At 64.3% G+C, this 21292-nt stretch carries 21 protein-coding genes; 12 read left to right on the top strand and 9 right to left on the bottom strand.

Features of this window, described 5'->3' with window-relative positions; genetic code table 11:
* Positions 1-45 precede the first annotated feature (45 nt).
* The 5 genes from rodA to F3W81_RS11840 form a co-directional block, all read right to left on the bottom strand.
* Positions 46-1185, bottom strand: a complete 1140-nt coding sequence (gene rodA / locus F3W81_RS11860) for a rod shape-determining protein RodA (protein WP_193079372.1) — start codon at positions 1183-1185, stop codon at positions 46-48.
* On the bottom strand, positions 1182-3125 hold the full coding sequence (gene mrdA, locus F3W81_RS11855; protein ID WP_193079371.1) for a penicillin-binding protein 2: 1944 nt from the start codon (positions 3123-3125) through the stop codon (positions 1182-1184). The genes rodA and mrdA overlap by 4 nt, the downstream gene beginning before the upstream one ends.
* Positions 3122-3670 carry a rod shape-determining protein MreD gene (locus F3W81_RS11850; RefSeq protein ID WP_193079370.1) on the bottom strand — a complete coding sequence of 183 codons (549 nt, stop codon included), beginning with the start codon at positions 3668-3670 and terminating at the stop codon, positions 3122-3124. Before F3W81_RS11850 ends, mrdA begins: the two co-directional genes overlap by 4 nt.
* Positions 3663-4631 (bottom strand): rod shape-determining protein MreC, encoded by a 969-nt coding sequence (gene mreC, locus F3W81_RS11845; protein WP_193079369.1) that lies wholly within the window; start codon positions 4629-4631, stop codon positions 3663-3665. The genes F3W81_RS11850 and mreC overlap by 8 nt, the downstream gene beginning before the upstream one ends.
* 100 nt (positions 4632-4731) lie before the next feature.
* On the bottom strand, positions 4732-5778 hold the full coding sequence (locus F3W81_RS11840; protein WP_193079368.1) for a rod shape-determining protein: 1047 nt from the start codon (positions 5776-5778) through the stop codon (positions 4732-4734).
* A 174-nt stretch (positions 5779-5952) separates the two neighbouring features.
* On the opposite strand from F3W81_RS11840, the gene rlmJ reads away from it, so the two are divergent.
* Positions 5953-6732, top strand: coding sequence for a 23S rRNA (adenine(2030)-N(6))-methyltransferase RlmJ (gene rlmJ / locus F3W81_RS11835; protein WP_193079367.1), 780 nt, complete (start codon positions 5953-5955; stop codon positions 6730-6732).
* A 136-nt stretch (positions 6733-6868) separates the two neighbouring features.
* Positions 6869-7837, top strand: a complete 969-nt coding sequence (locus F3W81_RS11830; RefSeq protein ID WP_193079366.1) for a DUF808 domain-containing protein — start codon at positions 6869-6871, stop codon at positions 7835-7837.
* A gap of 85 nt (positions 7838-7922) precedes the next feature.
* Here F3W81_RS11830 and F3W81_RS11825 read toward each other — a convergent pair whose 3' ends face one another.
* Entirely contained in the window at positions 7923-9509 is a 1587-nt protein-coding gene (locus tag F3W81_RS11825; protein ID WP_193079365.1) for a 2-isopropylmalate synthase, read from the bottom strand.
* A 339-nt stretch (positions 9510-9848) separates the two neighbouring features.
* Between F3W81_RS11825 and F3W81_RS11820 the strand changes: the two genes are divergently transcribed.
* The 10 genes from F3W81_RS11820 to trpB all read left to right on the top strand — a co-directional run bounded on the left by F3W81_RS11820 (position 9849) and on the right by trpB (position 18894).
* A complete protein-coding gene (locus F3W81_RS11820; protein WP_193079364.1) occupies positions 9849-10514 on the top strand; it encodes an SDR family NAD(P)-dependent oxidoreductase in 666 nt (221 codons plus the stop codon).
* An 85-nt stretch (positions 10515-10599) separates the two neighbouring features.
* A complete protein-coding gene (gene aroA, locus F3W81_RS11815; RefSeq protein WP_193079363.1) occupies positions 10600-11943 on the top strand; it encodes a 3-phosphoshikimate 1-carboxyvinyltransferase in 1344 nt (447 codons plus the stop codon).
* A gap of 79 nt (positions 11944-12022) precedes the next feature.
* Positions 12023-12631 (top strand): (d)CMP kinase, encoded by a 609-nt coding sequence (locus F3W81_RS11810; protein WP_193079362.1) that lies wholly within the window; start codon positions 12023-12025, stop codon positions 12629-12631.
* 191 nt (positions 12632-12822) lie between these two features.
* The gene (locus F3W81_RS11805; protein WP_193079361.1) at positions 12823-13452 is read left to right on the top strand and encodes an NAD(P)H-dependent oxidoreductase; all 630 of its coding nucleotides are present in this window, start codon (positions 12823-12825) and stop codon (positions 13450-13452) included.
* Between the two features lie 350 nt (positions 13453-13802).
* Positions 13803-15485, top strand: coding sequence for a 30S ribosomal protein S1 (rpsA, locus tag F3W81_RS11800; RefSeq protein ID WP_193079360.1), 1683 nt, complete (start codon positions 13803-13805; stop codon positions 15483-15485).
* A gap of 337 nt (positions 15486-15822) precedes the next feature.
* Positions 15823-16104, top strand: a complete 282-nt coding sequence (gene ihfB, locus F3W81_RS11795) for an integration host factor subunit beta (RefSeq protein WP_193079359.1) — start codon at positions 15823-15825, stop codon at positions 16102-16104.
* Between the two features lies 1 nt (position 16105).
* Positions 16106-16447 (top strand): lipopolysaccharide assembly protein LapA domain-containing protein, encoded by a 342-nt coding sequence (locus F3W81_RS11790; protein WP_193079358.1) that lies wholly within the window; start codon positions 16106-16108, stop codon positions 16445-16447.
* A 21-nt stretch (positions 16448-16468) separates the two neighbouring features.
* A complete protein-coding gene (locus tag F3W81_RS11785; protein WP_193079357.1) occupies positions 16469-17143 on the top strand; it encodes a phosphoribosylanthranilate isomerase in 675 nt (224 codons plus the stop codon).
* Positions 17144-17216: 73 nt separating this feature from the next.
* Entirely contained in the window at positions 17217-17558 is a 342-nt protein-coding gene (locus tag F3W81_RS11780) for a hypothetical protein (protein ID WP_193079356.1), read from the top strand.
* 97 nt (positions 17559-17655) lie between these two features.
* Positions 17656-18894, top strand: a complete 1239-nt coding sequence (gene trpB, locus F3W81_RS11775; protein ID WP_193079355.1) for a tryptophan synthase subunit beta — start codon at positions 17656-17658, stop codon at positions 18892-18894.
* 59 nt (positions 18895-18953) lie between these two features.
* On the opposite strand, the gene F3W81_RS11770 is transcribed toward trpB, so the two are convergent.
* The 3 genes from F3W81_RS11770 to pth form a co-directional block, all read right to left on the bottom strand.
* Positions 18954-19340, bottom strand: a complete 387-nt coding sequence (locus F3W81_RS11770) for a DUF2237 family protein (RefSeq protein WP_193079354.1) — start codon at positions 19338-19340, stop codon at positions 18954-18956.
* A 126-nt stretch (positions 19341-19466) separates the two neighbouring features.
* Positions 19467-20489, bottom strand: a complete 1023-nt coding sequence (locus F3W81_RS11765) for a DUF2332 domain-containing protein (protein WP_193079353.1) — start codon at positions 20487-20489, stop codon at positions 19467-19469.
* Entirely contained in the window at positions 20486-21193 is a 708-nt protein-coding gene (pth, locus tag F3W81_RS11760) for an aminoacyl-tRNA hydrolase (protein WP_193079352.1), read from the bottom strand. Before pth ends, F3W81_RS11765 begins: the two co-directional genes overlap by 4 nt.
* Between the last annotated feature and the right edge of the window lie 99 nt (positions 21194-21292).

The raw sequence follows: 21292 nt of genomic DNA, 5'->3' as shown, positions 1-21292 counted from the left end.
GCTGGCCGGAGGTGTAGGGCGGGGTTCACCCCGCCGCTTGTCCGTTCAGCGTGGTTTGTGGATATGCGCGCTTTGCACCAGTCCGAAGGCCAGCATCAGCACGACCATGGCCGAGCCGCCGTAGCTGACCAGCGGCAGCGGCACGCCGACCACGGGGGCGAGGCCCATCACCATCGACATGTTCACCGCGAAGAACAGGAAGAATGTCGTCGTGATGCCAAGGGTCAGCAGGGCGGCATAGCGGTTCTGGTTGGTCATCGCGGAGGAGACGCAGAACATGATGATCAGCGCATAGAGCACCAGCAGGGAGATGCCGCCGAGAAAGCCGAACTCCTCTGCCAAGGTGGTGAAGATGAAGTCGGTGTGCTTTTCGGGCAGGAAGTTCAGGCGCGATTGCGTGCCCTGCATGTAGCCGCGCCCCGCCCAGCCGCCCGAGCCGAGGGCGATCTTGGACTGGGTGATGTGGTAGCCCGCGCCGAGCGGGTCGGAGGAGGGATCGAGGAAGGTGTCGATGCGGCGGAACTGGTAGTCCTTGATCAGCTGCCAGTCGGTGCCCCGGCTTTCAAACACCGCCGAGACGAGGCCGACGGCCCCCGCGATCACCGCAACGAAATAGGCCCAGTGGACCCCGGCGATGAACATCACCGCGCCGCCCCCCGTCAGCAGCAGGATGGCAGTGCCGAGGTCGGGCTGTTTCAGCACCAGAAACGTCGGCACGAGGATGATCAGCACAGGGATGGTCACCCAGATCGGGTTGGAAACCTTGCGCGCAGGCAGCCAGTCGTAATAGGCGGCGAGGAACATCACGAGGGCGATCTTCATCAGCTCGGAGGGTTGCAGGCGCAGCGGGCCGATGTCGATCCAGCGCTGTGCGCCCATGCCGATGGTGCCGAACAGTTCGACCGCGACCAGCAGCACCAGCGAGATGAAATAGGCCAGCCCCGAGATATTGCGCCAGAACCAGATCGGCACCATGCCGACGGTGAACATGACGGCAAGGCCGAGCGCGAACCGCTTCATCTGCGGCTCCGCCCAAGGCGTGAAGCTGCCGCCCGCGACCGAGTAGAGCATCAGGAAGCCGACGCAGGCGACAGCCGACAGCAGCAGGGCCAGTGGCCAGTTCAGATAGAGCACCTTGCGAAAGCCCGAGGGCGTGGTTTTGACGGCGTACTCAAGATAGCTCATGCGCGGCTCTTCTTTTCACGTTCGACATCGGGGCGCAGGGCGCGCAGGCGTTCCTGACGTTCGCGCACGGCCTCGCGGTCTTTCGCGGGGTAGGCATCCAGGGGCGGGTCGCCCTCAAACAGGGCCTGAAGGGTGATGTCGCGGGCGATCGGGGCGGCGGTGGAGGAGCCGCCGCTGCCGTGTTCGACGACGACGCAGACCGCGACCTTGGGGTTGTCGAAGGGCGCGAAGTCGACCCAGAGGGCATGGTCCCGGCGCTCCCACGGCAGATCGGCGTTGCTGGTCACGCCCGCCGCGCGCTCGGCCGCCGAGATGTTGCGGACCTGAGAGGTGCCGGACTTGCCCGCCATGCGGAAGCCCTCGGCGATGATGCGGGCGCCGTAGCCGGTGCCGCGACGGTTGTTGGAGACCTCGAACATGCCCTGCTGGACGTGGCGCAGGTTGTTGGGATTCAGCCCGAGGCTTTCGCCCGAACCGGAGGGCTGTTCGACACCGTCGATGCTCTTGATGATGCGGGGCGTCACGTTGCGCCCGGTGGCCACGCGCGCCGCCATGATCGCCAGTTGCAGAGGCGAGGCCAGCACGAAGCCCTGACCGATGGCCGAGTTGACGGTATCGCCGATCACCCAGTCCTGTCCGCGCACGGTGCGCTTCCATTCCTTGGTGGGGGCAAGGCCGGTGGCGACGGCCGACATCGGCAGATCGTGATGCACGCCGATGCCAAGCTTCATCGCCATCTCGGAGATCTTCTCGATCCCGACCTGCATGGCCAATTCGTAATAATAGACGTCGCAGGAGTGTTGCAGCGAGCCTTCAAGGTTGACGCTGCCGTGGCCGCCGCGCTTCCAGCAGTGAAAGCGGCGGTTGGAGACCTCAAGATAGCCGGGGCAGTAGAAGGTATCCTCGGGGCCGATCACGCCCGCCTCCAGCCCGGCGAGCGCGACGACCATCTTGAAGGTCGAGCCGGGGGGGTAGATCCCCTGCACTGCCTTGGCGGCGAGGGGGCGGTACTTGTTCTCGGTCAGGGCGCGGTAGTCGGTGCCCGAGATGCCCTCGACAAACAGGTTGGGGTCAAAGGTGGGGGCCGAGCCGACGGCCAGCAGATCGCCGTGCTCGCAGTCGATCACCACGGCGGCGGCGCTTTCACCGGCGAGCCGCGCCTGCACGTAGTTCTGCAGGCGGTAGTCGGTGGTCAGTTGCAAATTGGCACCCGGCACGCCTTCGCGGCGGTCGAGTTCGCGCATGACGCGGCCCACGGCGTTGACCTCGACCCGGCGGGCCCCGGCGGAGCCGCGCAGCTTTTCCTCCATCTTGGCCTCAAGCCCGACCTTGCCGATCTGAAAGCGCGGGATGCGCAGCAGCTGATCGGGGTCTTCCAGCTTGGCGAGGTCATAATCGGAGACCGGCCCGACATAGCCGACGACATGGGCGAAATCCTGCGCCAGTGGATAGCCGCGCGACAGGCCGACCTCAGGGGTGATGCCGGGCAGGGCAGGGGTGTTGACGGCAATGCGCGAGACGTCCTCCCAGCTGACCCGGTCCGCGAGGGTGATCGGCAGGAAGGGGGCGGAGCGCTTCATCTCGGTCATCGCGCGCTCGATCTCTTCTGGGTCGAGCTTCATCAGTTGCGACAGGCGGCCCAGCACGGTTTCGACGTCCCCGGCATCCTCGCGCACGATGGTGATGCGATAGGCGGGTTCGTTGCGCGCGATGGCGACGCCGTTGCGGTCGAAGATCTCGCCGCGCGCGGGGGGAATCAGGCGGATGTTGATGCGGTTCTCTTCCGCCAGCATGCGGAATTCATCGGCCTGATCGACCTGCAGAAACCGCATCCGCCAGGCGAGGACGCCGATGAAGCTGGCCTGCAGCCCGCCGATGAACAGCGTGCGGCGGGTCAGACGACGGGAGCCGGTGGCGGCGTCTTTGGGGGTGCGTTTCATAGGCGGTGTCCCAGCGAGTCAACCTCGCCCACGGCGGCGCGGCGCAGGCCGAAGAACAGGATCGAGAAGGCGGCGGTGATTGGATAGAAGGCCACGGTCATCACCAGCTGGCTGAGCGTGACGGAGAGCTGAGGGCGGTCCAGCAGGAACATCCCGAGCGCCAGCCGGTAGCCGAGCAGGACGATGGCCGTGGTGAAGGCGGCGGCCATCCATTCGGCCAGAAAGTTGCGATCCCGCATGGCGCGGGCGCGGCGTTTGAGGCGGTGCAGCGCGAAGACGGCGATGGCGGCCATCAGCCCCGGTGGCCGCATCTGCAGCAGGTCCGACAGCAGAAACAGCGCCGCGATCAGCAGCGTCGGCACCAGCTCGGGGCGTCGGATCGCCCAGACCACGGTCAGCGACAGCATCAGGTCGGGCCCTGCCCAGAGGCGCGGCATGGTTTCCAGCGGCAGCAGGCTGAACATCATCAGCACGATGAACAGGGCGGCGTAGGCGGCGCGCAGGCCCCAGATGCGCGGCAGGGAGGCGCGGATGGCCTCAGCCATCGGTGCCCCCGGTCGCCTGTGCTCCGGCGGCGGGTTGTGCGGGGCGGCCTTCGGACTGGCCCTCGGACGCGGGCTCTGCGGGCAGGGGGGCCAGCGTGCCGGCGGGCGGGGCGATCAGAGAGCCGGGGTCGGTGAGGTCTTCGGTGCCGAGATGGCGCAGCACGCGCAGATATTCGAGGCGTTCGTAATCGGCGGCGAGGCGGACGCGCAGGCGGCCATTGGCATCCTGCGCCACCTGTCCCACCAGCAGACCGGCGGGAAAGACATCGCCGTCGCCCGAGCTGATAACCCGGTCGCCGGGGCGCACGAGGTCGGGGTTCTCAAGGAAGTCAATGGGCGGTGCTGAGGTGTTGTTGCCCATGATCATCGCCGTCTGCCCCGAGGGCTGGATCGTCACGGGCAGCCGCGAGGACGTGTCGGTCAGCAGGATGACGCGGGAAATCTGGTGCCCGACGCCCGAAATACGCCCCACCAGCCCGATGCCGTCCATCGCCGCCCAGCCATCGACGATACCGTCACGCGACCCGATGTTGAGCAGCACGGACTGGCGGTAGGGAGAGCCGGAATCGGCCATCACCACGCCTGTGATATAGGTCAGGCGCGGATCGAGGCGGACGTTGTTGAGGTCGAGCAGGCGGGCGTTTTCCTGTTCCAGCTGCAGAGCAGCCTCGCGCCAGGCTTTCATCTGCTGCAGCTCGCGGCGCAGCTCCTGGTTTTGGTCGTAGATGCGGTTGTAGCTCTGGAAATCGCGCAGCAGGTTGATGGTGCCGGTGACGGGGGCCATGGCCCAGTCCATCTGCGGGATCACCCGGTCGATCACCTGAGCGCGAAAGCGTTCGACGCGTGGCGAATCGATGCGCCAGACGAGGAAGATGGCAATCAGCACCAGCACCAGCACGCTGACCAGCATACGCCGCAGCGGGGTGACATAATCGTCGTCCTGTGTCCGGTCTTTGGCCATGCGTCCCCGTCGGTGACTCCGTCAGTCAAACGGTCAGAAAACTTCCCGCGAGGCCCCGCGTCGGGACCCCGCAGTGCGGTATGACGCCAGCCTGTGAGTCTTAGCTGTCGTAGTCAATCGCGTGACGGAGTTGCTTTTCGTATTCCAGCGCCTTGCCGGTGCCAAGGGCCACGCAATTCAAGCTTTCGTTAGCGATGGAAACGCCGAGGCCGGTCTGTTCGCGCAGGGCGAGGTCCAGATCACCCAGCAGAGCACCGCCGCCCGTCAGCATGACGCCACGGTCGACGATATCGGCGGCCAGATCCGGCGGTGTCGCCTCAAGCGCGGTCATCACGGCTTCGCAGATCTGTTGCACGGGCTCGGCCAGTGCTTCGGCGATCTGGGCCTGCGTGATCTCGATCTCCTTGGGGATGCCGTTCAGCAGGTCGCGGCCACGGATGTGCATCGAAGTGCCCCGGCCATCGTCGGGCATACGCGCCGTGCCGATGGAGGTCTTGATGCGTTCAGCGGTGGCTTCACCGACCAGCAGGTTCTGCTGGCGCCGCAGGTAGGAGATGATCGCCTCGTCCATGCGGTCGCCGCCGACGCGCACGGAGCGGGCGTAGACGATATCACCGAGCGACAGCACGGCGACTTCGGTGGTGCCGCCGCCGATGTCGACGACCATGTTGCCGGTCGGATCGGTGATCGGCATGCCAGCGCCGATGGCGGCCGCGATGGGTTCGGCGATCAGGCCGGCGCGGCGTGCGCCTGCAGACAGGACCGACTGGCGAATCGCGCGTTTTTCAACCGGCGTCGCGCCGTGGGGCACGCAGACGATGATCTTCGGCTTCGAGAAGGTGGAGCGGCGATGCACCTTGCGGATGAAATACTTGATCATCTCTTCAGCCACGTCGAAATCCGCGATGACGCCTTCGCGCATCGGGCGGATCGCCTCGATGCTGCCGGGCGTGCGGCCCAGCATAAGCTTTGCGTCTTCGCCGACCGCGAGCACTTTCTTCACACCGTCTTTCACGTGATAGGCAACCACTGAAGGTTCTGACAGGACAATGCCCCGGCCTTTCACGTAAACCAGCGTATTCGCTGTGCCGAGGTCAATCGCCATGTCCGAGGAGAAGAGCCCCGGAAATCTGTCGAATAATGCCATGTGGTGTGCGTCCCGAATCCATACCCCAACGGCCCGCGACTCTGGCGGGCCTAAATCGTTCGTCCTTATAGGCAAGGCGTTTCCTTGTGGAAAGGGCAAGCCCTGAGGAATTGAGCACCATTCCGCCTTGAAGGAGGAGATTGCGCGGGATGCAGGCAGCGCGTATCGGGGGGGATGCTGTCATATCAACACATCTATCACGCCGGAAATCCCGCAGACCTTCACAAGCACGCCCTTCTGGCGGTGATGCTGGCGCGGATGGCCGAAAAGGCGAAACCCATCAGTTACCTCGAAACCCATGCGGGGCGGGGGCTGTATGATCTTGGCAGTGCGGAGGCGCTGAAGACCGGCGAAGCCGCTGCCGGGATCGGTGCACATGAGGACTGGTTCCCGCCCGAGCATCCCTATGCCCGCGCCCTGGCCGCCGTGCGCGCCGCCGAGGGGCCGCAGGCCTACCCCGGATCACCCCGCGTCGCCGCCGAGATGATGCGGCAAGACGATCTGATGCACCTGGCCGAGCTGCATCCGCAGGAGCATGACGCGCTGGAGGATGCGATGATCCGCCACGCCGCGCGCATCTACAAGCAGGACGGTTTCGAGATGGCGATGTCGCTCAGCCCGCCCGAGCCGCGCCGGGGCATGATCGTGATCGACCCGAGCTATGAGATGAAGGAGGATTACGACACCATCCCGACCTTCATCCGCAAGCTGCACCGCAAGTGGAATGTCGGTGTGATTGCGCTGTGGTATCCGATCCTGCGCGATGCCCGCCACTACGACATGCTGGCTGAGCTGGAAGAGGCCGAGCTGCCGAAGGTGCTGAAAAGCGAGGTCCGCTTTGATCCGGTGCGCCGGGGTCATGGCATGGTCGGTAGCGGTATGTTCATCGTCAATGCGCCCTATGGGACGGATATCGAGGCTGAACGGCTGCGCGCGCTTTTCGCCCGTAGCTGAACAAGCGGCGCGGCGAACTGGCAACCGGGGCGGCGCGCGCTATCCTTGATCAGGACTGGGCCGGAGCGATGCTCTGGCCCTGAAAATATGGGACCCTGAAAATATCGGGACCTGAAAAGATGGACAGAGGACGGTTATGAGCGGATTACTCGCACTTCTCGATGACGTGGCGGCGATTGCCAAGGTGGCGGCGGCCTCGGTCGATGATGTGATCGGGCAGGCGGTCAAGGCCTCCTCCAAGGCTGCGGGGGCGCTGATTGATGACGCCGCCGTGTCGCCGAAATACGTGCAGGGCTTTTCGGCCGAGCGTGAGCTGCCCATCGTCTGGAAAATCGCGCGGGGGTCGCTGTTCAACAAGCTGGTGCTGTTGCTGCCGATCGCGCTGTTGCTGGCGAACTTTGCGCCTTGGGCGGTGTCGCCGCTGCTGATGGTCGGGGGCGCCTATCTGACCTACGAGGGGGCCGAGAAGGTCTGGCACGCGGTGTCGCCCGCCCATCACGAGGGCGCCGAGCTGGTCGAGAAGAAGAAGGCCGACCCGCACCTTGAGCAAAAGAAGGTGAAGGGCGCGATCAAGACCGACTTCATCCTGTCCGCCGAGATCATGACCATCACCCTGTCGGCCATGCCGCAGGACATGAACATCTGGATGGAGGCCGCCGCCATGGCGGTGGCCGGTGTGCTGATCACCTTCGTGGTTTACGGCGCGGTCGGCGTGATCGTGAAGGCCGATGACGTCGGGCTGGCGATGGCGCAGAAAGGCCGGCTTGGCCTGACACGCTGGCTGGGGCACTTCATCGTGCGGGCCATGCCGGTGTTTCTGGAGATTTTGGTCGTGGTCGGGACGGCGGCGATGATCTGGGTTGGCGGCAATATCATCGTGCACGGGCTGCATGAGCTGGGCTGGCACCTGCCGCAGGAGGTCATTCATCATGCCGCCGTTTCGGCGGGGGCGATGGTGCCTGAGGCGCTGGTCGCTGCGGTCGAATGGATCGTGACGGCGGCGCTGGACGGTGTTGTCGGTCTGGCCTTGGGTGCGGTGCTGCTGATGGTGGTGACGCCGGTGATGGGGCTGTTCGGTGGCGGCAAGGAAGAGGCCGAGCACTGACCGGAGACCCTGATCGTCTGGAGACATGAAAAAGGCCCGGAAAATGTTCCGGGCCTTTCGTCATTTCAGCGGGACGGGCCTGGGATCAGCCGGCGTCTTTGTAGTTGATCTCACGCGCGTCGGCACCGGCGCCGACCTTGCCGCGCCGCACGAGCAGGCGGTTGAGGGCGTGGATATAGGCCTTCACGCTGGCGACGACCGTATCGGTGTCGGCGTTGGAGCCGGTGACGATACGCCCCGCCTCGTTCAGGCGCACCGAAACGGTGGCCTGTGCATCGGTGCCCTCGGTCACGGCAGAGACCTGATACAGCTCAAGCCGGGCCTCGTGCGGGAAGATCTGCTTTACGGCGTTGAAGGCCGCATCGACGGGGCCGTCGCCGGTGGTGGAGGCGGTCTTCTCGACGCCCTCCACGGTCATCACCATATCGGCGGACTGACCACCGGTGCCGCAGACGACGCGCAGATCCTTGAGGATCAGGAAGTCCGGGGTGGCATCTTCGGTGACGCGCACAAGCGCGAGGAGGTCGTCGTCATAGACCTCTTTCTTGCGATCGGCGAGTTCCTTGAAGCGCACGAAGACGTCGGCCAGCTGGTTGTCGGCCATCTCGACCCCGAGGTCACGCAGCTTGGAACGCAGCGCGGCGCGGCCCGAGTGCTTGCCCATGACGAGAGAGGTGGCGGCGAGGCCGACATCCTCGGGGCGCATGATCTCGAACGTTTCGGCGTTCTTGAGCATGCCGTCCTGGTGGATGCCGCTTTCATGCGCGAAGGCGTTCTTGCCGACGATGGCCTTGTTGAACTGCACCGGGAAGCCCGAGACGGCGGCAACGCGGCGCGAGATGTTCATGATCTTGGTGGTGTCGACGCCGGTGGTGTAGGGCATGATGTCGTTGCGCACCTTGAGGGCCATGACGACCTCTTCCAGCGCGGTGTTGCCGGCACGTTCGCCGAGGCCGTTGATGGTGCATTCGATCTGACGCGCACCGGCTTCGACCGCGGCGAGGGAGTTCGCCGTCGCCATGCCGAGGTCGTTGTGGCAGTGGGTGGCGAAGATGATCTCGTCCGCGCCGGGGACGCGTTCGAGCAGCATGCGGATCAGCGCTGCGGATTCGCGGGGCGCGGTGTAGCCGACGGTATCGGGGATGTTGATCGTGGTGGCCCCGGCCTTGATGGCGATCTCGACCGTGCGGCAGAGGTAGTCATGTTCGGTCCGGGTGGCGTCCATCGGCGACCATTGCACATCGGCGCAGAGGTTGCGGGCGTGGGTCACGGTGTCGTGGATCCGCTCGGCCATCTGGTCCATGTCGAGGTTGGGAATCGCGCGGTGCAGCGGCGAGGTGCCGATGAAGGTGTGGATGCGGGGTTTGGCGGCGTGTTTCACGGCCTCCCAGCAACGATCAATGTCTTTGAAGTTGGCGCGGCTGAGGCCGCAGATCACCGAGTTCTTCGAGCGTTTCGAGATTTCGGCGACGGCGTTGAAGTCGCCTTCGGACGCGATCGGGAAGCCCGCTTCGATGATGTCGACGCCCATCTCATCGAGCATGGCGGCGATTTCGAGCTTTTCCTCGTGCGACATGGTCGCGCCGGGGCTCTGCTCGCCGTCGCGCAGCGTGGTGTCGAAGATGACGACGCGGTCTTGTTTTGCGGGGGGGATGGGATGTGTCTTGGTCATTGGATGTCTCTTTCTAATCTCCTGAAGCCGTGGCGCGAAAGGCTGTCCCCCTGAGCGAGTCGCGCCGATGCGGCACCGCTCAGAGGCGGATTAGGAGCAGCAGGCCAGCACGAAGAACCCCGGTGGGGCGCTGTGCAGTGAGGATATGGGCCTGGGTCATCATGGGAGCAGTCTTTACCCAAAGCGGTGCGGGATGGGAACCCGGAAAACACGCTGCAGGTGCGAAGAGGGCGGGCGTCGGGGGATGTGGAGGGGGCGGAATTGGATATTTATAACAGGGAAACGGGGTGGGCGCGCGCGGATTTTGATCCGGGTGCGCTGCGGGGGCGTAGTGGATTTATGAAAAAAGCATTGATCATTGGAGCGAGTGGCGGGATCGGCGCCGCTGTCGTGCGTGCGCTTGAAGCGCGGGGAGTCGGTGTTGTCGGGGTGTCGCGGTCGGACAATGGCCTGGATGTGACGGATGAGGCGAGCGTGGCCGCCCATCTTGGCGCGTTGGAGCCGGGGTTCGATCTGATCCTTTGCGCGACGGGGGCGTTGGAGATTGACGGGGCCGTGCCGGAAAAGAGCCTGAATGCGCTGAGTGCGAGGGCGATGGCGGATCAGTTTGCGCTGAACTGCATCGGGCCGGCGCTGGTGATCAAGCATGGGGTGCGGTTGCTGCCGCGGGACGGGCGGTCGGTGATGGCGGTGCTGTCGGCGCGGGTCGGATCCATCGGGGACAACCGGCTTGGCGGGTGGTATTCGTATCGCGCGGCGAAGGCGGCGGTGAACCAGATCGTGCATGGCGCGGCGATCGAGCTGGGGCGCAGCCATGCGGGTGCGATCTGCGTGGCGCTGCATCCCGGGACTGTGGCGACGGAGTTTACCGCGAAATATGCGGGGCGGCATCCGCGGGTCAGCCCGGAGGACGCGGCGGGGCATTTGCTGGGGGTGATCGAGGGCCTGCGTGGCGAGGATACGGGCGGTTTCTTTGACTGGCGCGGCGATGTGGTGCCCTGGTGAGCGGCGGATTTGGGCGTGACGCAGGGGCGGGGCTGCGCTATCACGCGGGCGCTGAACTTTGACCAGTCCCGAGGAGCCCTGCCCGATGTCGACCCATGGAGACCCCGTTCCCCTGACCGCCCGTGCCTCAGGCCCTCTGACGGGCGAGGCGCATGTGCCCGGCGACAAGTCGATCAGCCACAGGTCGCTGATCCTTGGCGCTCTGGCGATTGGCGAGACCCGCATCTCGGGGTTGCTGGAGGGGCAGGACGTGTTGGATACCGCCCGCGCGATGCGCGCGTTTGGCGCTGTCGTCGAGGATCTGGGCGGCGGCGAGTGGCGCGTGCAGGGCGTTGGCACCGGTGGTTTTGCCGAGCCCGATGGTGTGATCGACTGTGGCAACTCCGGCACCGGGGTGCGGCTGATCATGGGCGCGATGGCGACCTGTCCGATCACGGTCACCTTCACCGGCGATGCCAGCCTGAATGCGCGGCCCATGGCGCGGGTGACCGACCCGCTGGCGCTGTTTGGCGCGCAGACGGTGGGACGCTCGGGCGGGCGGCTGCCGATGACGATCGTCGGCGCGCGTGAGCCTGTGCCGGTGCATTACGTGGTGCCGGTGCCCTCGGCGCAGGTGAAATCGGCGGTGTTGCTGGCGGGGCTGAATGCACCGGGCAAGACCGTGGTGATCGAGAAGGAAGCGACCCGCGATCATACCGAGCGGATGCTGGCGGGCTTTGGCGCCGAGATCACGGTGGAGCAGACCAACGAAGGTCGGGTGATCACGCTGACGGGCCAGCCGGAGCTGAAGCCGCAGGTGATTGCGGTGCCGCGCGATCCCTCGAGTGCGGCCTTTCCGGTCTGTGCGGCGCTGATCGTGCCCGGATCGGATGTGCTGGTGCCCAATATCGGGCTGAACCCGACGCGGGCCGGGCTGTTCACCACGCTGCGCGAAATGGGGGCGGATCTGACCTATGAGAACCCGCGCGAAGAGGGCGGCGAGCCTGTCGCGGATCTGCGGGCGCGGTATTCGCCGAACATGAAGGGCGTCGTCGTGCCGCCGGATCGCGCGGCGAGCATGATCGACGAATACCCGATCCTGTCGGTTGTCGCGGCCAATGCCACGGGCGTTACTGAGATGCGCGGCGTGCGCGAGCTGCGCGTCAAGGAAAGCGACCGGATCGAGGCGATGGCGACCGGCCTTCTGGCCAATGGTGTCAACGTCGTGACCGGCGAGGACTGGTGGAGCGTCGAGGGCTGTGGCGCAGGTGGCGTCGAGGGCGGCGCGACGGTCGAGACTCATCTGGATCACCGAATCGCCATGTCGTTCCTGTGCCTCGGGATGGCGTCGAAGGATGCCGTGCAGGTGGATGACAGTGGCCCGATCCTGACCTCCTTCCCGATTTTTGAGAGCCTCATGACGGAACTCGGGGCGGTGCTGGAGCGCTAGTCTCGACTGGAAGTCGGCTTTGTTTAGTGACAGGCTGAATGCCTCCGCTGTTGGGGCGGGGCGCAGGGAAGGGCAGAACATGAGCTTTACAGTCGCCATTGATGGGCCGGCAGCCGCTGGCAAGGGCACGATCAGCCGCGCGGTGGCGGAGCGTTTCGGGCTGGCGCATCTGGACACCGGGCTGCTCTATCGTGCGACCGGGGCCAAGGTGCTGGACGGGATGAAACCGCTGGCCGCCGCCGAGGCCCTGCGCGCCGAGGATCTCAAGCGCGACGATCTGCGCACCGGTGACGTGGCGCGGGCTGCCAGCCAGGTGGCGGCGATCCCCGAGGTGCGTGCGGCACTGGTCACCTTTCAGCGCGCCTTTGCACAGCGTCAGGGCGGCGCGGTGCTGGACGGGCGCGACATCGGCACGGTGATCTGCCCGGAGGCGCAGGTGAAGCTGTTCGTCACCGCTTCGGACAATGTGCGCGCTGACCGGCGCTATCGCGAGATGAAGGGCAGCGGCATGGATGTGACCCCCGAGGGCGTGCTGGCCGATCTGCGCGAACGCGACGTGCGCGATTCGGGACGGCTGGCGGCGCCGCTGAAGCCGGCAGAGGATGCGGTGATGCTGGACACCTCGCAGATGAGCATCGAGGACGCGGTTGCGAAGGCGATCGAGATCATTTCTGCGGCACGGCGCTGAAATCCTACGTGTACTGGCGCGCAGGGGCTGCGCATCTATGCGCAACCGAATGTCCTTGCCCATAAGATGTAATTGATTTCAAGGGCTTGCGAAAAGCGGCCCAGAGGAGCCGGTTTGCGGGTGTCAGTTGTAAGCCGGGGGCGCATGGCCATATGCGGGGGCATAGAATTCCTCAGCCAAGGACCACACTCATGTTCCTCGAAAAGCTCGACTGGCGTTATGCCACCAAAAAAATGGACCCCTCCAAGCCGGTTTCGGAAGAGGACGTCGCAAAGATCATTCATGCCGTGCGCATGGCGCCGACCTCCAGCGGTGTGCAACCGTTCAAACTGATCGTGGTGAGAAACCCCGAAGTGCGTGAGCAGCTCAAGGCGGCCTCCTATGGCCAGAGCCAGCTGACCGACGGCTCGCATGTTCTGGTGTTCGCAGCGTGGGACAACTACTCCGACGCGCGCATCGATGCAGTGCTGGATCAGGTCCAGGAAGAGCGCGGCGCGAACGAAGGCATGGTCGCTTATTACCAGAACCTGAAGAACATGTACCTGCCGCGCACGCAGGAAGTGAACTTCGAGCACGCCTCGCGTCAGGCCTATATCGCGCTTGGTTTCGCGCTGGCCGCCGCTGCCGAACTGGGTGTCGACAGCACCCCGATGGAGGGCTTCGAGCCTGCCAAGTTCGACGAAATTCTGGGCCTCGAAGGGCACGGCCTGAAATCGGTCGTGATGCTGGCTCTGGGCCATCGCGACGCCGACAATGACTGGCTGGTCAACATGAAGAAAGTCCGCAAGTCGGACGAAGACTTCCTGACCGAGATCAACTGATCTGGCCAAAGACTTTCGGGGCGGGTGGGTGTCATGCCTGCCCGCCCCGCTGCTTTTGGGGGCCGATTTTGCGGCCCCGCGTCAGGACCTAAAGCGGCGATGCAACGTGCCGGATGCCTTTAGGCCTTGATTTGTGGGCGTATGAGGTCTAATCACGCCCGCGTCGACAAGGCACAAACGCCACGCATGAAAGAGACGGGCACGGGTCGGGGATTCTACCGGCCCTGTTTCTATTCCACCCGTTTGTTTGTGTGCTCTTTAACGCGCGGCGGCTCGAGAGACCAAATTTCAAGACCGGCGGAGACAACCGCTCGGCCAGCAAAACCAAACGTTAGGAAATCAGAGACCACATGGCTCAAAACACATCGATGGAGGAGTTCGAAGCCCTTCTGAACGAAAGCTTCGAAATGGACACACCGGACGAGGGTTCGGTTGTCAAAGGCAAGGTTATCGCGATCGAAGCGGGCCAGGCCATTATCGACGTCGGCTACAAGATGGAAGGCCGCGTCGACCTTAAAGAATTCGCAAATCCTGGTGAAACGGCTGAAATCGCTGTCGGCGACGAAGTCGAAGTCTTCCTGCGCTCGGCTGAAAACGCCCGTGGCGAAGCTGTCATCTCGCGTGAGATGGCCCGCCGCGAAGAAGCCTGGGATCGCCTGGAAAAAGCCTATGCCGACGACGCACGTGTCGACGGCGCTATCTTCGGCCGCGTCAAGGGTGGCTTCACTGTCGACCTCGGCGGTGCCGTTGCGTTCCTGCCCGGCAGCCAGGTCGACGTCCGCCCCGTGCGCGACGCTGGCCCGCTGATGGGTCTGAAGCAGCCCTTCCAGATCCTGAAAATGGATCGTCGTCGTGGCAACATCGTTGTGTCCCGTCGTGCCATTCTGGAAGAATCGCGTGCCGAACAGCGTGCTGAAGTCATCGCCAACCTGACCGAAGGTCAGGCTGTTGACGGCGTCGTCAAAAACATCACCGAGTACGGCGCATTCGTCGACCTGGGCGGTGTGGACGGCCTGCTGCACGTCACCGACATGGCTTGGCGTCGTGTGAACCACCCCTCCGAGATCCTTGCGATCGGCGAGACGGTCAAGGTTCAGGTCATCAAGATCAACAAAGAAACCCACCGTATCTCTCTCGGCATGAAACAGCTGCAGGAAGATCCGTGGGATCTGGTTGCCGCCAAGTACCCGATGGAATCGACACATACCGGTCGTGTCACCAACATCACCGACTACGGCGCATTTGTTGAGCTTGAGCCCGGTGTTGAAGGTCTGGTCCACGTCTCCGAGATGTCCTGGACCAAGAAGAACGTGCACCCCGGCAAAATCGTGTCGACCTCGCAAGAAGTCGAAGTCATGGTTCTGGAAATCGACAGCGCGAAACGCCGCGTTTCGCTCGGTCTCAAGCAGACCATGCGCAACCCGTGGGAAGTCTTCTCCGAGACCCACCCCGAGGGCGCTGTTGTCGAAGGCGAAGTCAAGAACATCACCGAATTCGGTCTGTTCGTGGGTCTGCCCGGCGACATCGACGGCATGGTTCACCTCTCCGACCTGTCCTGGGACGAGCGCGGCGAAGATGCCATCCAGAACTACCGCAAGGGCGACATGGTCCAGGCGATGGTTTCGGAAGTCGACATCGAGAAAGAGCGTATCTCGCTCTCCATCAAGAACGTCGGCGGCGACAAGTTCGCTGAGGCCGTTGGCGGCGTGAAACGTGGTGCCATCATCACCGTGGCCGTGACGGCCATCGAAGATGGCGGCGTCGAAGTCGAGTTTGAAGGCATGAAGTCCTTCATCCGTCGCTCCGACCTGTCGCGTGACCGTGCAGAGCAGCGCCCTGAGCGTTTCTCGGTCGGTGACAAGATCGACGTCCGCGTGACCAACGTTGACAGCAAGTCGCGTCGTCTGGGTCTGTCGATCAAGGCACGTGAGATTGCAGAAGAGAAAGAGGCCGTCGAACAGTATGGCTCCTCTGCCTCGGGCGCATCGCTTGGCGATATCCTTGGTGCGGCGCTGAAAGGCGACGACGAGTAAGAACAGCCCCTCAAACGGCTGAGACCTTGCAGACGGCCCCGGAGCAATCCGGGGCCGTTTTGCATGCTGGAGGGGGCCATCTGGCGGCGCTCTGGAATGCCGCGCCTGCGAAAGCGTTGCGAATCAATTCCTTGGCGGATGGCTCACTGGACCGACTTCCGGCGTCTCACGCGGTGAAAAGGCGCTCTTCGGGTCGGCGGAAATGTGTCAGAAGGACAAAATCATGAATATTCCGCCGTTCACGCAACAGAGAGGTTGTTCCCGAAAGCACTCAAAGCCCATATAGTCCTGTGAATTGGTGACCTTAGAAGACCAGTGCCTGGGGAGACAGAAAACAATGATCCGCTCGGAATTGATCCAGAAAATCGCGGACGAAAACCCGCACCTATATCAGCGTGATGTAGAGCGTATCGTGAACACGATTTTCGAAGAAATCACGGAAGCCATGGCCCGTGGTCATCGGGTCGAACTGCGCGGCTTTGGCGCATTCTCGGTGAAACAGCGCGAGTCGCGCACGGGCCGGAACCCTCGGACGGGGGAGGCCGTTGACGTTGATGAGAAGCACGTGCCGTTCTTCAAGACCGGCAAGCTGCTGCGTGACCGCCTGAACGGGAAGTAACATGAAATACATCCGCTACGCCTTCATGGGTCTGATCGCCGTCGCGCTCGTTTCGGTCGCGCTGGCCAACAGGGACCTTGTCACGCTGAACCTGCTGCCCGAAGGGCTGGCGGAAATCGCCGGCGTGAACCAGGCGATCAGCCTGCCACTGTTCGTGGTGATTTTTGCCGGCATCGTCGTTGGCCTGCTGATCGGTTTCTTCTGGGAATGGATGCGCGAACACAAACACCGGGCCGATGCGCGGCGCAAAACCCGCGAGGCGCATCAGCTGGAACGTGAAGTGAAGCGGCTCAAGGGCGAGAAGCACAAGGGCAAGGACGAGGTTCTGGCGCTGCTCGACTGAGCGCCGGACCCGCCCTGACCCATGCCTGTTCTGATACAGCCCAACCGCGCGCCCTCTGTGCGCGTCAAGATCTGCGGTCTGAGCCGTCCTGAGGACGTCTTTGCCACGGCCAGCGCCGGTGCGGTTTACGCAGGATTCGTGTTTTTCGCGAAATCGCCGCGCAATATCTCGATCGAGCAGGCGCGTGCTTTGGCAGTTGAGGCCCCTCTCGGGCTGGCCAAGGTGGCGTTGCTGGTCAACCCGGATGATGCGTTGCTGATGGCGGTGAACAGCGCTGTGCCGCTCGACATGATCCAGTTGCACGGTTCTGAAAGCCCTGAGCGTGTGGCCGAGGTCAAGGCGCTGACCGGCCTGCCGGTGATGAAGGCGGTCGGGGTTGCCAGCGCCGACGATCTCGCGGCGCTCGACACCTACTCCGAGGTGGCCGATCAGATCCTGGTCGATGCCAAGCCGCCGAAAGACGCTGATCTGCCCGGCGGCAATGGGCTGTCGTTTGACTGGCGGCTGATTGCCGGGCGTCAGTGGAAAGCGCCCTGGATGCTTGCGGGTGGCCTGACCCCCGACAATGTCGCCGAGGCGATCCGCCTGACAGGGGCGCAGCAGGTCGATGTGTCCTCCGGCGTGGAAGCCGCGCCGGGCGTCAAGGATGCAGAGTTGATCGCGGCGTTCGTGCGCGCTGCCCTCGCGCGTCGCTAGCAGTCTGTTCGTGTGATCCAAGGCGGCGCTCTGCCCGTAACTTCTTTTGATACCTCCAAAAGGAAGAATGGCGATGCCTATAGCAGCGATCGGCGGCTTGCGTGTGAAAGCCGGCCTCCGTCGACCTGAGTTCTTCTTTCACAGCCTGAGATCGCTGTTGCAGGCCCGCCGGGCCGAAGGTGTGATCGCGGCCAAGGTGTTCCCGGCTGAGAACATGTTCTTCTCGCTCTCGGTCTGGGACAGCGCGGCGTCGATGAAGCGCTTTGCAATGTCGGGGGCGCACCGGCGGGCGATGGCCGCATCGGCGCGGGTGGCGGTGGTCTTTCCCTTCCACATCTTTGACTGCGCGACAGTTCCCACCCCGCAGGAGGCCTTGCAGCTGTGGCAGGCGCGCCAGCGAGAGCGTGAAAGCTGATCAAATGGGCCGGAGTGCACGTCCGGGCGGCACGCGGTGGCTTGTCCGGCCCCCGCAAACCCCGTAAACCCGGGCTGACCAGAGAGGGAGCGACGCCATGCCTGAAGACCTTTTGAACAGCTTCATGAGCGGCCCCGACGAGAAAGGCCGCTTTGGCCAGTTCGGCGGGCGGTTCGTCAGTGAGACCCTGATGCCGCTGATCCTCGACCTTGAGGCCGAGTATGAGAAGGCCAAGACCGACGATACCTTCTGGGCCGAGATGGAAGACCTGTGGAAACACTATGTCGGCCGTCCCAGCCCGTTGTATTTCGCGCCCCGCATGACCGAACAGTTGGGTGGCGCCAAGATCTACCTCAAGCGGGACGAGCTGAACCACACCGGCGCCCACAAGATCAACAACGTGCTGGGGCAGATCATTCTGGCGCGCCGCATGGGCAAGGAACGCATCATCGCCGAAACCGGCGCGGGCCAGCACGGCGTCGCGACGGCCACGGTCTGTGCCAAGTTCGGGCTGAAATGCGTCGTCTACATGGGCGCGACGGATGTCGAGCGTCAGGCACCGAACGTGTTCCGGATGCGCCTGCTGGGCGCTGAGGTCGTGCCGGTCACCAGTGGCCGCGGCACCCTGAAGGACGCGATGAACGACGCGCTGCGCGACTGGGTGACCAACGTGCAGGATACCTTCTACTGCATCGGCACCGTGGCGGGCCCGCATCCCTATCCGGCGATGGTGCGCGATTTCCAGTCGATCATCGGCAAGGAAGTCCGTTGGCAGCTGCCCGAGCAGGAAGGCGAAGGCCGTCTGCCCGACACCGTGATCGCGGCGATCGGCGGCGGCTCCAATGCCATGGGTCTGTTCTATCCGTTCCTCAATGACCCCAGCGTGCGTGTCATCGGGGTTGAGGCCGGGGGCCACGGTGTCGACGAAAAGATGGAGCATTGCGCCAGTCTGACCGGTGGCCGCCCCGGCGTGCTGCACGGCAACCGCACCTATCTGCTGCAGGACGACGACGGGCAGATCCTGGAAGGGCACTCGATCTCGGCGGGTCTCGACTATCCCGGCATCGGGCCGGAGCATTCCTGGCTGCACGACATCGGCCGCGCCGAATATGTCTCTATCACCGACCGCGAGGCGCTGGAGGCGTTCAAGTTCTCCTGCGCGACCGAAGGCATCATCCCCGCGCTGGAACCCTGCCACGCGCTGGCCCATGTCATGAAGATCGCGCCCGATCTGCCGAAGGACCATATCATCGTGATGAACATGTGTGGGCGCGGCGACAAGGATATCTTTACCGTCGCCAAGCACCTCGGCGTGGAAATCAACACCGGCGGCTAAGACGCTGTTTGCAGATTGAAAAAGGCAGGGCCGCCACGCCCTGCCTTTTTTGTTGGGCTTCAGCCCTCAGCCGGATCCTGGGCGTAGAGTTCCAGCACCTCGAGCGGCACGATTTCAAGGGCGCGGAGATGCGTCGCCTGCAGGCTGACCAGCGGCGCGCAGCCCTCGTCATGAGCCTGCAGGAACCGCGCGGCGCAGAGGCACCAGCGGTCGCCAGCCTTGAGGCCGGGAAAGCGGAACTCGGGGTGCGGTGTCGACAGGTCATTGCCGACGTATTTCGAGAAGGCGAGGAATTCGTCGGTCATCACGGCACAGACCGTGTGGCTGCCGCTGTCCTCGACACAGGTGTTGCAGTGGCCGTCGCGGAAAAACCCGGTCAGCGGGTCGAGCGAGGCGAGCTCCAGCGGTGTGCCTAGGACGTTGGTGGACGGATCTTTCTGGACCATGGCAAAGCTCCTCTGGCTGGTCGCGGGGCGAAAAAGGGCGAGTGCTGCGAACAGGTTAGCAAACTTTGCCACGCGGCGCGAGGTGCTCTGGTGCATCGGGCCGGGATCGCGGCGCAAAGAACGCGGTTACTGCGCGTGAAACCAGCGCCCGTGGAAGTCCATCCGCCCCAGAGGCAGGGTCAGATCGCCCGGCCAGAGACGCAGCACCACCGGAGCCCCCGGACTTTCGCCATCCGCCTCGAACGACAGCCAGGCAAAGGGGGCCTCGGGCGTGGCGCGGAGGGCGGCGGTTTCGATCGCGGTCAGACAGATGGCATTGGTGGCGGGCGGGAAATATTGCCAGGCAATTGTGTGGTAGAGGAAATCAATCTGACCCGGGACGGGGGCGGACAGGCGCTCGGTCAGCCAGTCGGCGGCATCGCCGCGATCCACCAGCGCCTCGGCGACGGCGAGCACGGCATCGGTACGTGCCATCCGGTCCGACTGATCCGCCCAGATATAGCTGCGCAGCCGCAAGACATCCTCGGGCGCGCGCGGATCGAGCGGGTTCAGGTCGATGCCGCGCCGGTCTGCCACAGTGAAGGGGGCGGGGGCGGAAAGCGCGCCGGTCACCTCTGGCGCGAGGGTGATGATGGCGGTCTCGGGGGTATAGGCGGCGTTGGGGGCGTCCAGCGCGAAGCGGTCGAAATGCAGGTTGAGACCGGCAGAGGCGCCAAGTTCGCTGACCCTGAGGGGCAGACCGGGAAAGCTCTGCGCGGCGCGCGAGGCCCCGAGGATCAGAGCGGTCGCGCGGCGTACCTCGTTGGTTTGAGGCGCATTTTCCAGCCAGTGCAGGATATGCGTCGCGTGTTGACGGAGCGCGGGTTCAACGGCCTGCCAGAGCGCTTCGTCGCTGGAAGCCTGCGGCGGATAGACGGCCACCAAGGCTGCGTCACGCCGCTGCAGGACCAGCGCATGCAATGCCCCGGCAAGGCGCAGGGCGACGGCATCGGGGCCGAGCAGATCCGCGGACCAGGCGAAGAGGTGATCAGCGACCGGCAGTCCGGGCTGCAGTCGGTCGGCCAGAAGCGTCAGCAACTGCGCGGTGAACGGGCTGCCAAGCTCACGGCAGCTGTTGGCCTGAGCGCGGAAATGATCGCGCAATGTCATTTGAATTTGTCCTTCAGGCGCTCCAGCGGGCTGCGGGTGTCATCAGGTTCTGGGGCGGGTTTGTCTTTCTTGACAACGACTTGCGCAGGCTCGTCCGGTTTCGGGCTGGGCCCCTTTGTGCCACCAGAGCTACGGGGCGGGTTCACGCGCAGCGCCACGGCGTTGAGGAACTTTGGCCCGTCGCCTGCGGCAAGCGACGCCGCCCCATCGGAAATACCGCGCATCATGTCGTCGAGCCAGTCCTGCTCGGCCTTGGCGAAATCCGACAGGACGTAATCCGCGACGCGATCCTTGTGACCGGGGTGGCCGATGCCGAGACGGACGCGGTCGTAGCGCTCGCCGATATGCTGGTGAATCGAGCGTAAGCCATTGTGCCCAGCATGTCCGCCGCCCTGTTTGAGGCGGCATTTGGCGGGGGCGAGGTCCAGCTCGTCATGAAAGACGGTGATGTTGGCGGGGGTCAATTTATAGAACCGCATGGCCTCGCCCACTGACTGGCCAGACAGGTTCATGAAGGTCATCGGCTTGAGGAGCAACACTTTTTCACGGCCCAATGTCCCCTCAGACAGCTCTGCCTGGAACTTGGATTTCCACGGGGCAAAGCCGTGATCGGACGCGATCCGGTCCAGAGCCATAAAGCCGATGTTGTGACGGTTGGCGGCGTATTTCGCGCCGGGATTCCCGAGGCCGACGAAAAGCTGCATGAGACCCTCCTGCTTGGTCTCTCAGGACTTAACCGAGGGACCGGCGCGGGTCCAGCCAGTGCCGCGTCTTGAAGCTGCGGGCGCAAAGCAAAACGGCCC

This window comes from Pseudooceanicola spongiae (genome assembly GCF_014899185.1).
GTDB lineage: Bacteria > Pseudomonadota > Alphaproteobacteria > Rhodobacterales > Rhodobacteraceae > Pseudooceanicola > Pseudooceanicola spongiae.
The sequence above is the reverse complement of the archived record's forward strand: the minus strand, read 5'-3'. Positions and strand labels throughout refer to the sequence as shown.

What these genes read in the sequence shown, in the direction of transcription:
- F3W81_RS11850 (WP_193079370.1), bottom strand. Translation starts at nt 3,670, where the DNA reads ATGGCTGAGGCCATCCGCGCCTCCCTGCCGCGCATCTGGGGCCTGCGC.
- aroA (WP_193079363.1), top strand. Translation starts at nt 10,600, where the DNA reads ATGTCGACCCATGGAGACCCCGTTCCCCTGACCGCCCGTGCCTCAGGC.
- F3W81_RS11765 (WP_193079353.1), bottom strand. Translation starts at nt 20,489, where the DNA reads ATGACATTGCGCGATCATTTCCGCGCTCAGGCCAACAGCTGCCGTGAG.
- F3W81_RS11825 (WP_193079365.1), bottom strand. Translation starts at nt 9,509, where the DNA reads ATGACCAAGACACATCCCATCCCCCCCGCAAAACAAGACCGCGTCGTC.
- F3W81_RS11780 (WP_193079356.1), top strand. Translation starts at nt 17,217, where the DNA reads ATGCCTATAGCAGCGATCGGCGGCTTGCGTGTGAAAGCCGGCCTCCGT.
- trpB (WP_193079355.1), top strand. Translation starts at nt 17,656, where the DNA reads ATGCCTGAAGACCTTTTGAACAGCTTCATGAGCGGCCCCGACGAGAAA.
- ihfB (WP_193079359.1), top strand. Translation starts at nt 15,823, where the DNA reads ATGATCCGCTCGGAATTGATCCAGAAAATCGCGGACGAAAACCCGCAC.
- F3W81_RS11830 (WP_193079366.1), top strand. Translation starts at nt 6,869, where the DNA reads ATGAGCGGATTACTCGCACTTCTCGATGACGTGGCGGCGATTGCCAAG.
- F3W81_RS11840 (WP_193079368.1), bottom strand. Translation starts at nt 5,778, where the DNA reads ATGGCATTATTCGACAGATTTCCGGGGCTCTTCTCCTCGGACATGGCG.
- rpsA (WP_193079360.1), top strand. Translation starts at nt 13,803, where the DNA reads ATGGCTCAAAACACATCGATGGAGGAGTTCGAAGCCCTTCTGAACGAA.
- mreC (WP_193079369.1), bottom strand. Translation starts at nt 4,631, where the DNA reads ATGGCCAAAGACCGGACACAGGACGACGATTATGTCACCCCGCTGCGG.
- F3W81_RS11785 (WP_193079357.1), top strand. Translation starts at nt 16,469, where the DNA reads ATGCCTGTTCTGATACAGCCCAACCGCGCGCCCTCTGTGCGCGTCAAG.
- F3W81_RS11805 (WP_193079361.1), top strand. Translation starts at nt 12,823, where the DNA reads ATGTTCCTCGAAAAGCTCGACTGGCGTTATGCCACCAAAAAAATGGAC.
- F3W81_RS11770 (WP_193079354.1), bottom strand. Translation starts at nt 19,340, where the DNA reads ATGGTCCAGAAAGATCCGTCCACCAACGTCCTAGGCACACCGCTGGAG.
- mrdA (WP_193079371.1), bottom strand. Translation starts at nt 3,125, where the DNA reads ATGAAACGCACCCCCAAAGACGCCGCCACCGGCTCCCGTCGTCTGACC.
- rodA (WP_193079372.1), bottom strand. Translation starts at nt 1,185, where the DNA reads ATGAGCTATCTTGAGTACGCCGTCAAAACCACGCCCTCGGGCTTTCGC.
- F3W81_RS11790 (WP_193079358.1), top strand. Translation starts at nt 16,106, where the DNA reads ATGAAATACATCCGCTACGCCTTCATGGGTCTGATCGCCGTCGCGCTC.
- F3W81_RS11810 (WP_193079362.1), top strand. Translation starts at nt 12,023, where the DNA reads ATGAGCTTTACAGTCGCCATTGATGGGCCGGCAGCCGCTGGCAAGGGC.
- rlmJ (WP_193079367.1), top strand. Translation starts at nt 5,953, where the DNA reads ATGCTGTCATATCAACACATCTATCACGCCGGAAATCCCGCAGACCTT.
- F3W81_RS11820 (WP_193079364.1), top strand. Translation starts at nt 9,849, where the DNA reads ATGAAAAAAGCATTGATCATTGGAGCGAGTGGCGGGATCGGCGCCGCT.
- pth (WP_193079352.1), bottom strand. Translation starts at nt 21,193, where the DNA reads ATGCAGCTTTTCGTCGGCCTCGGGAATCCCGGCGCGAAATACGCCGCC.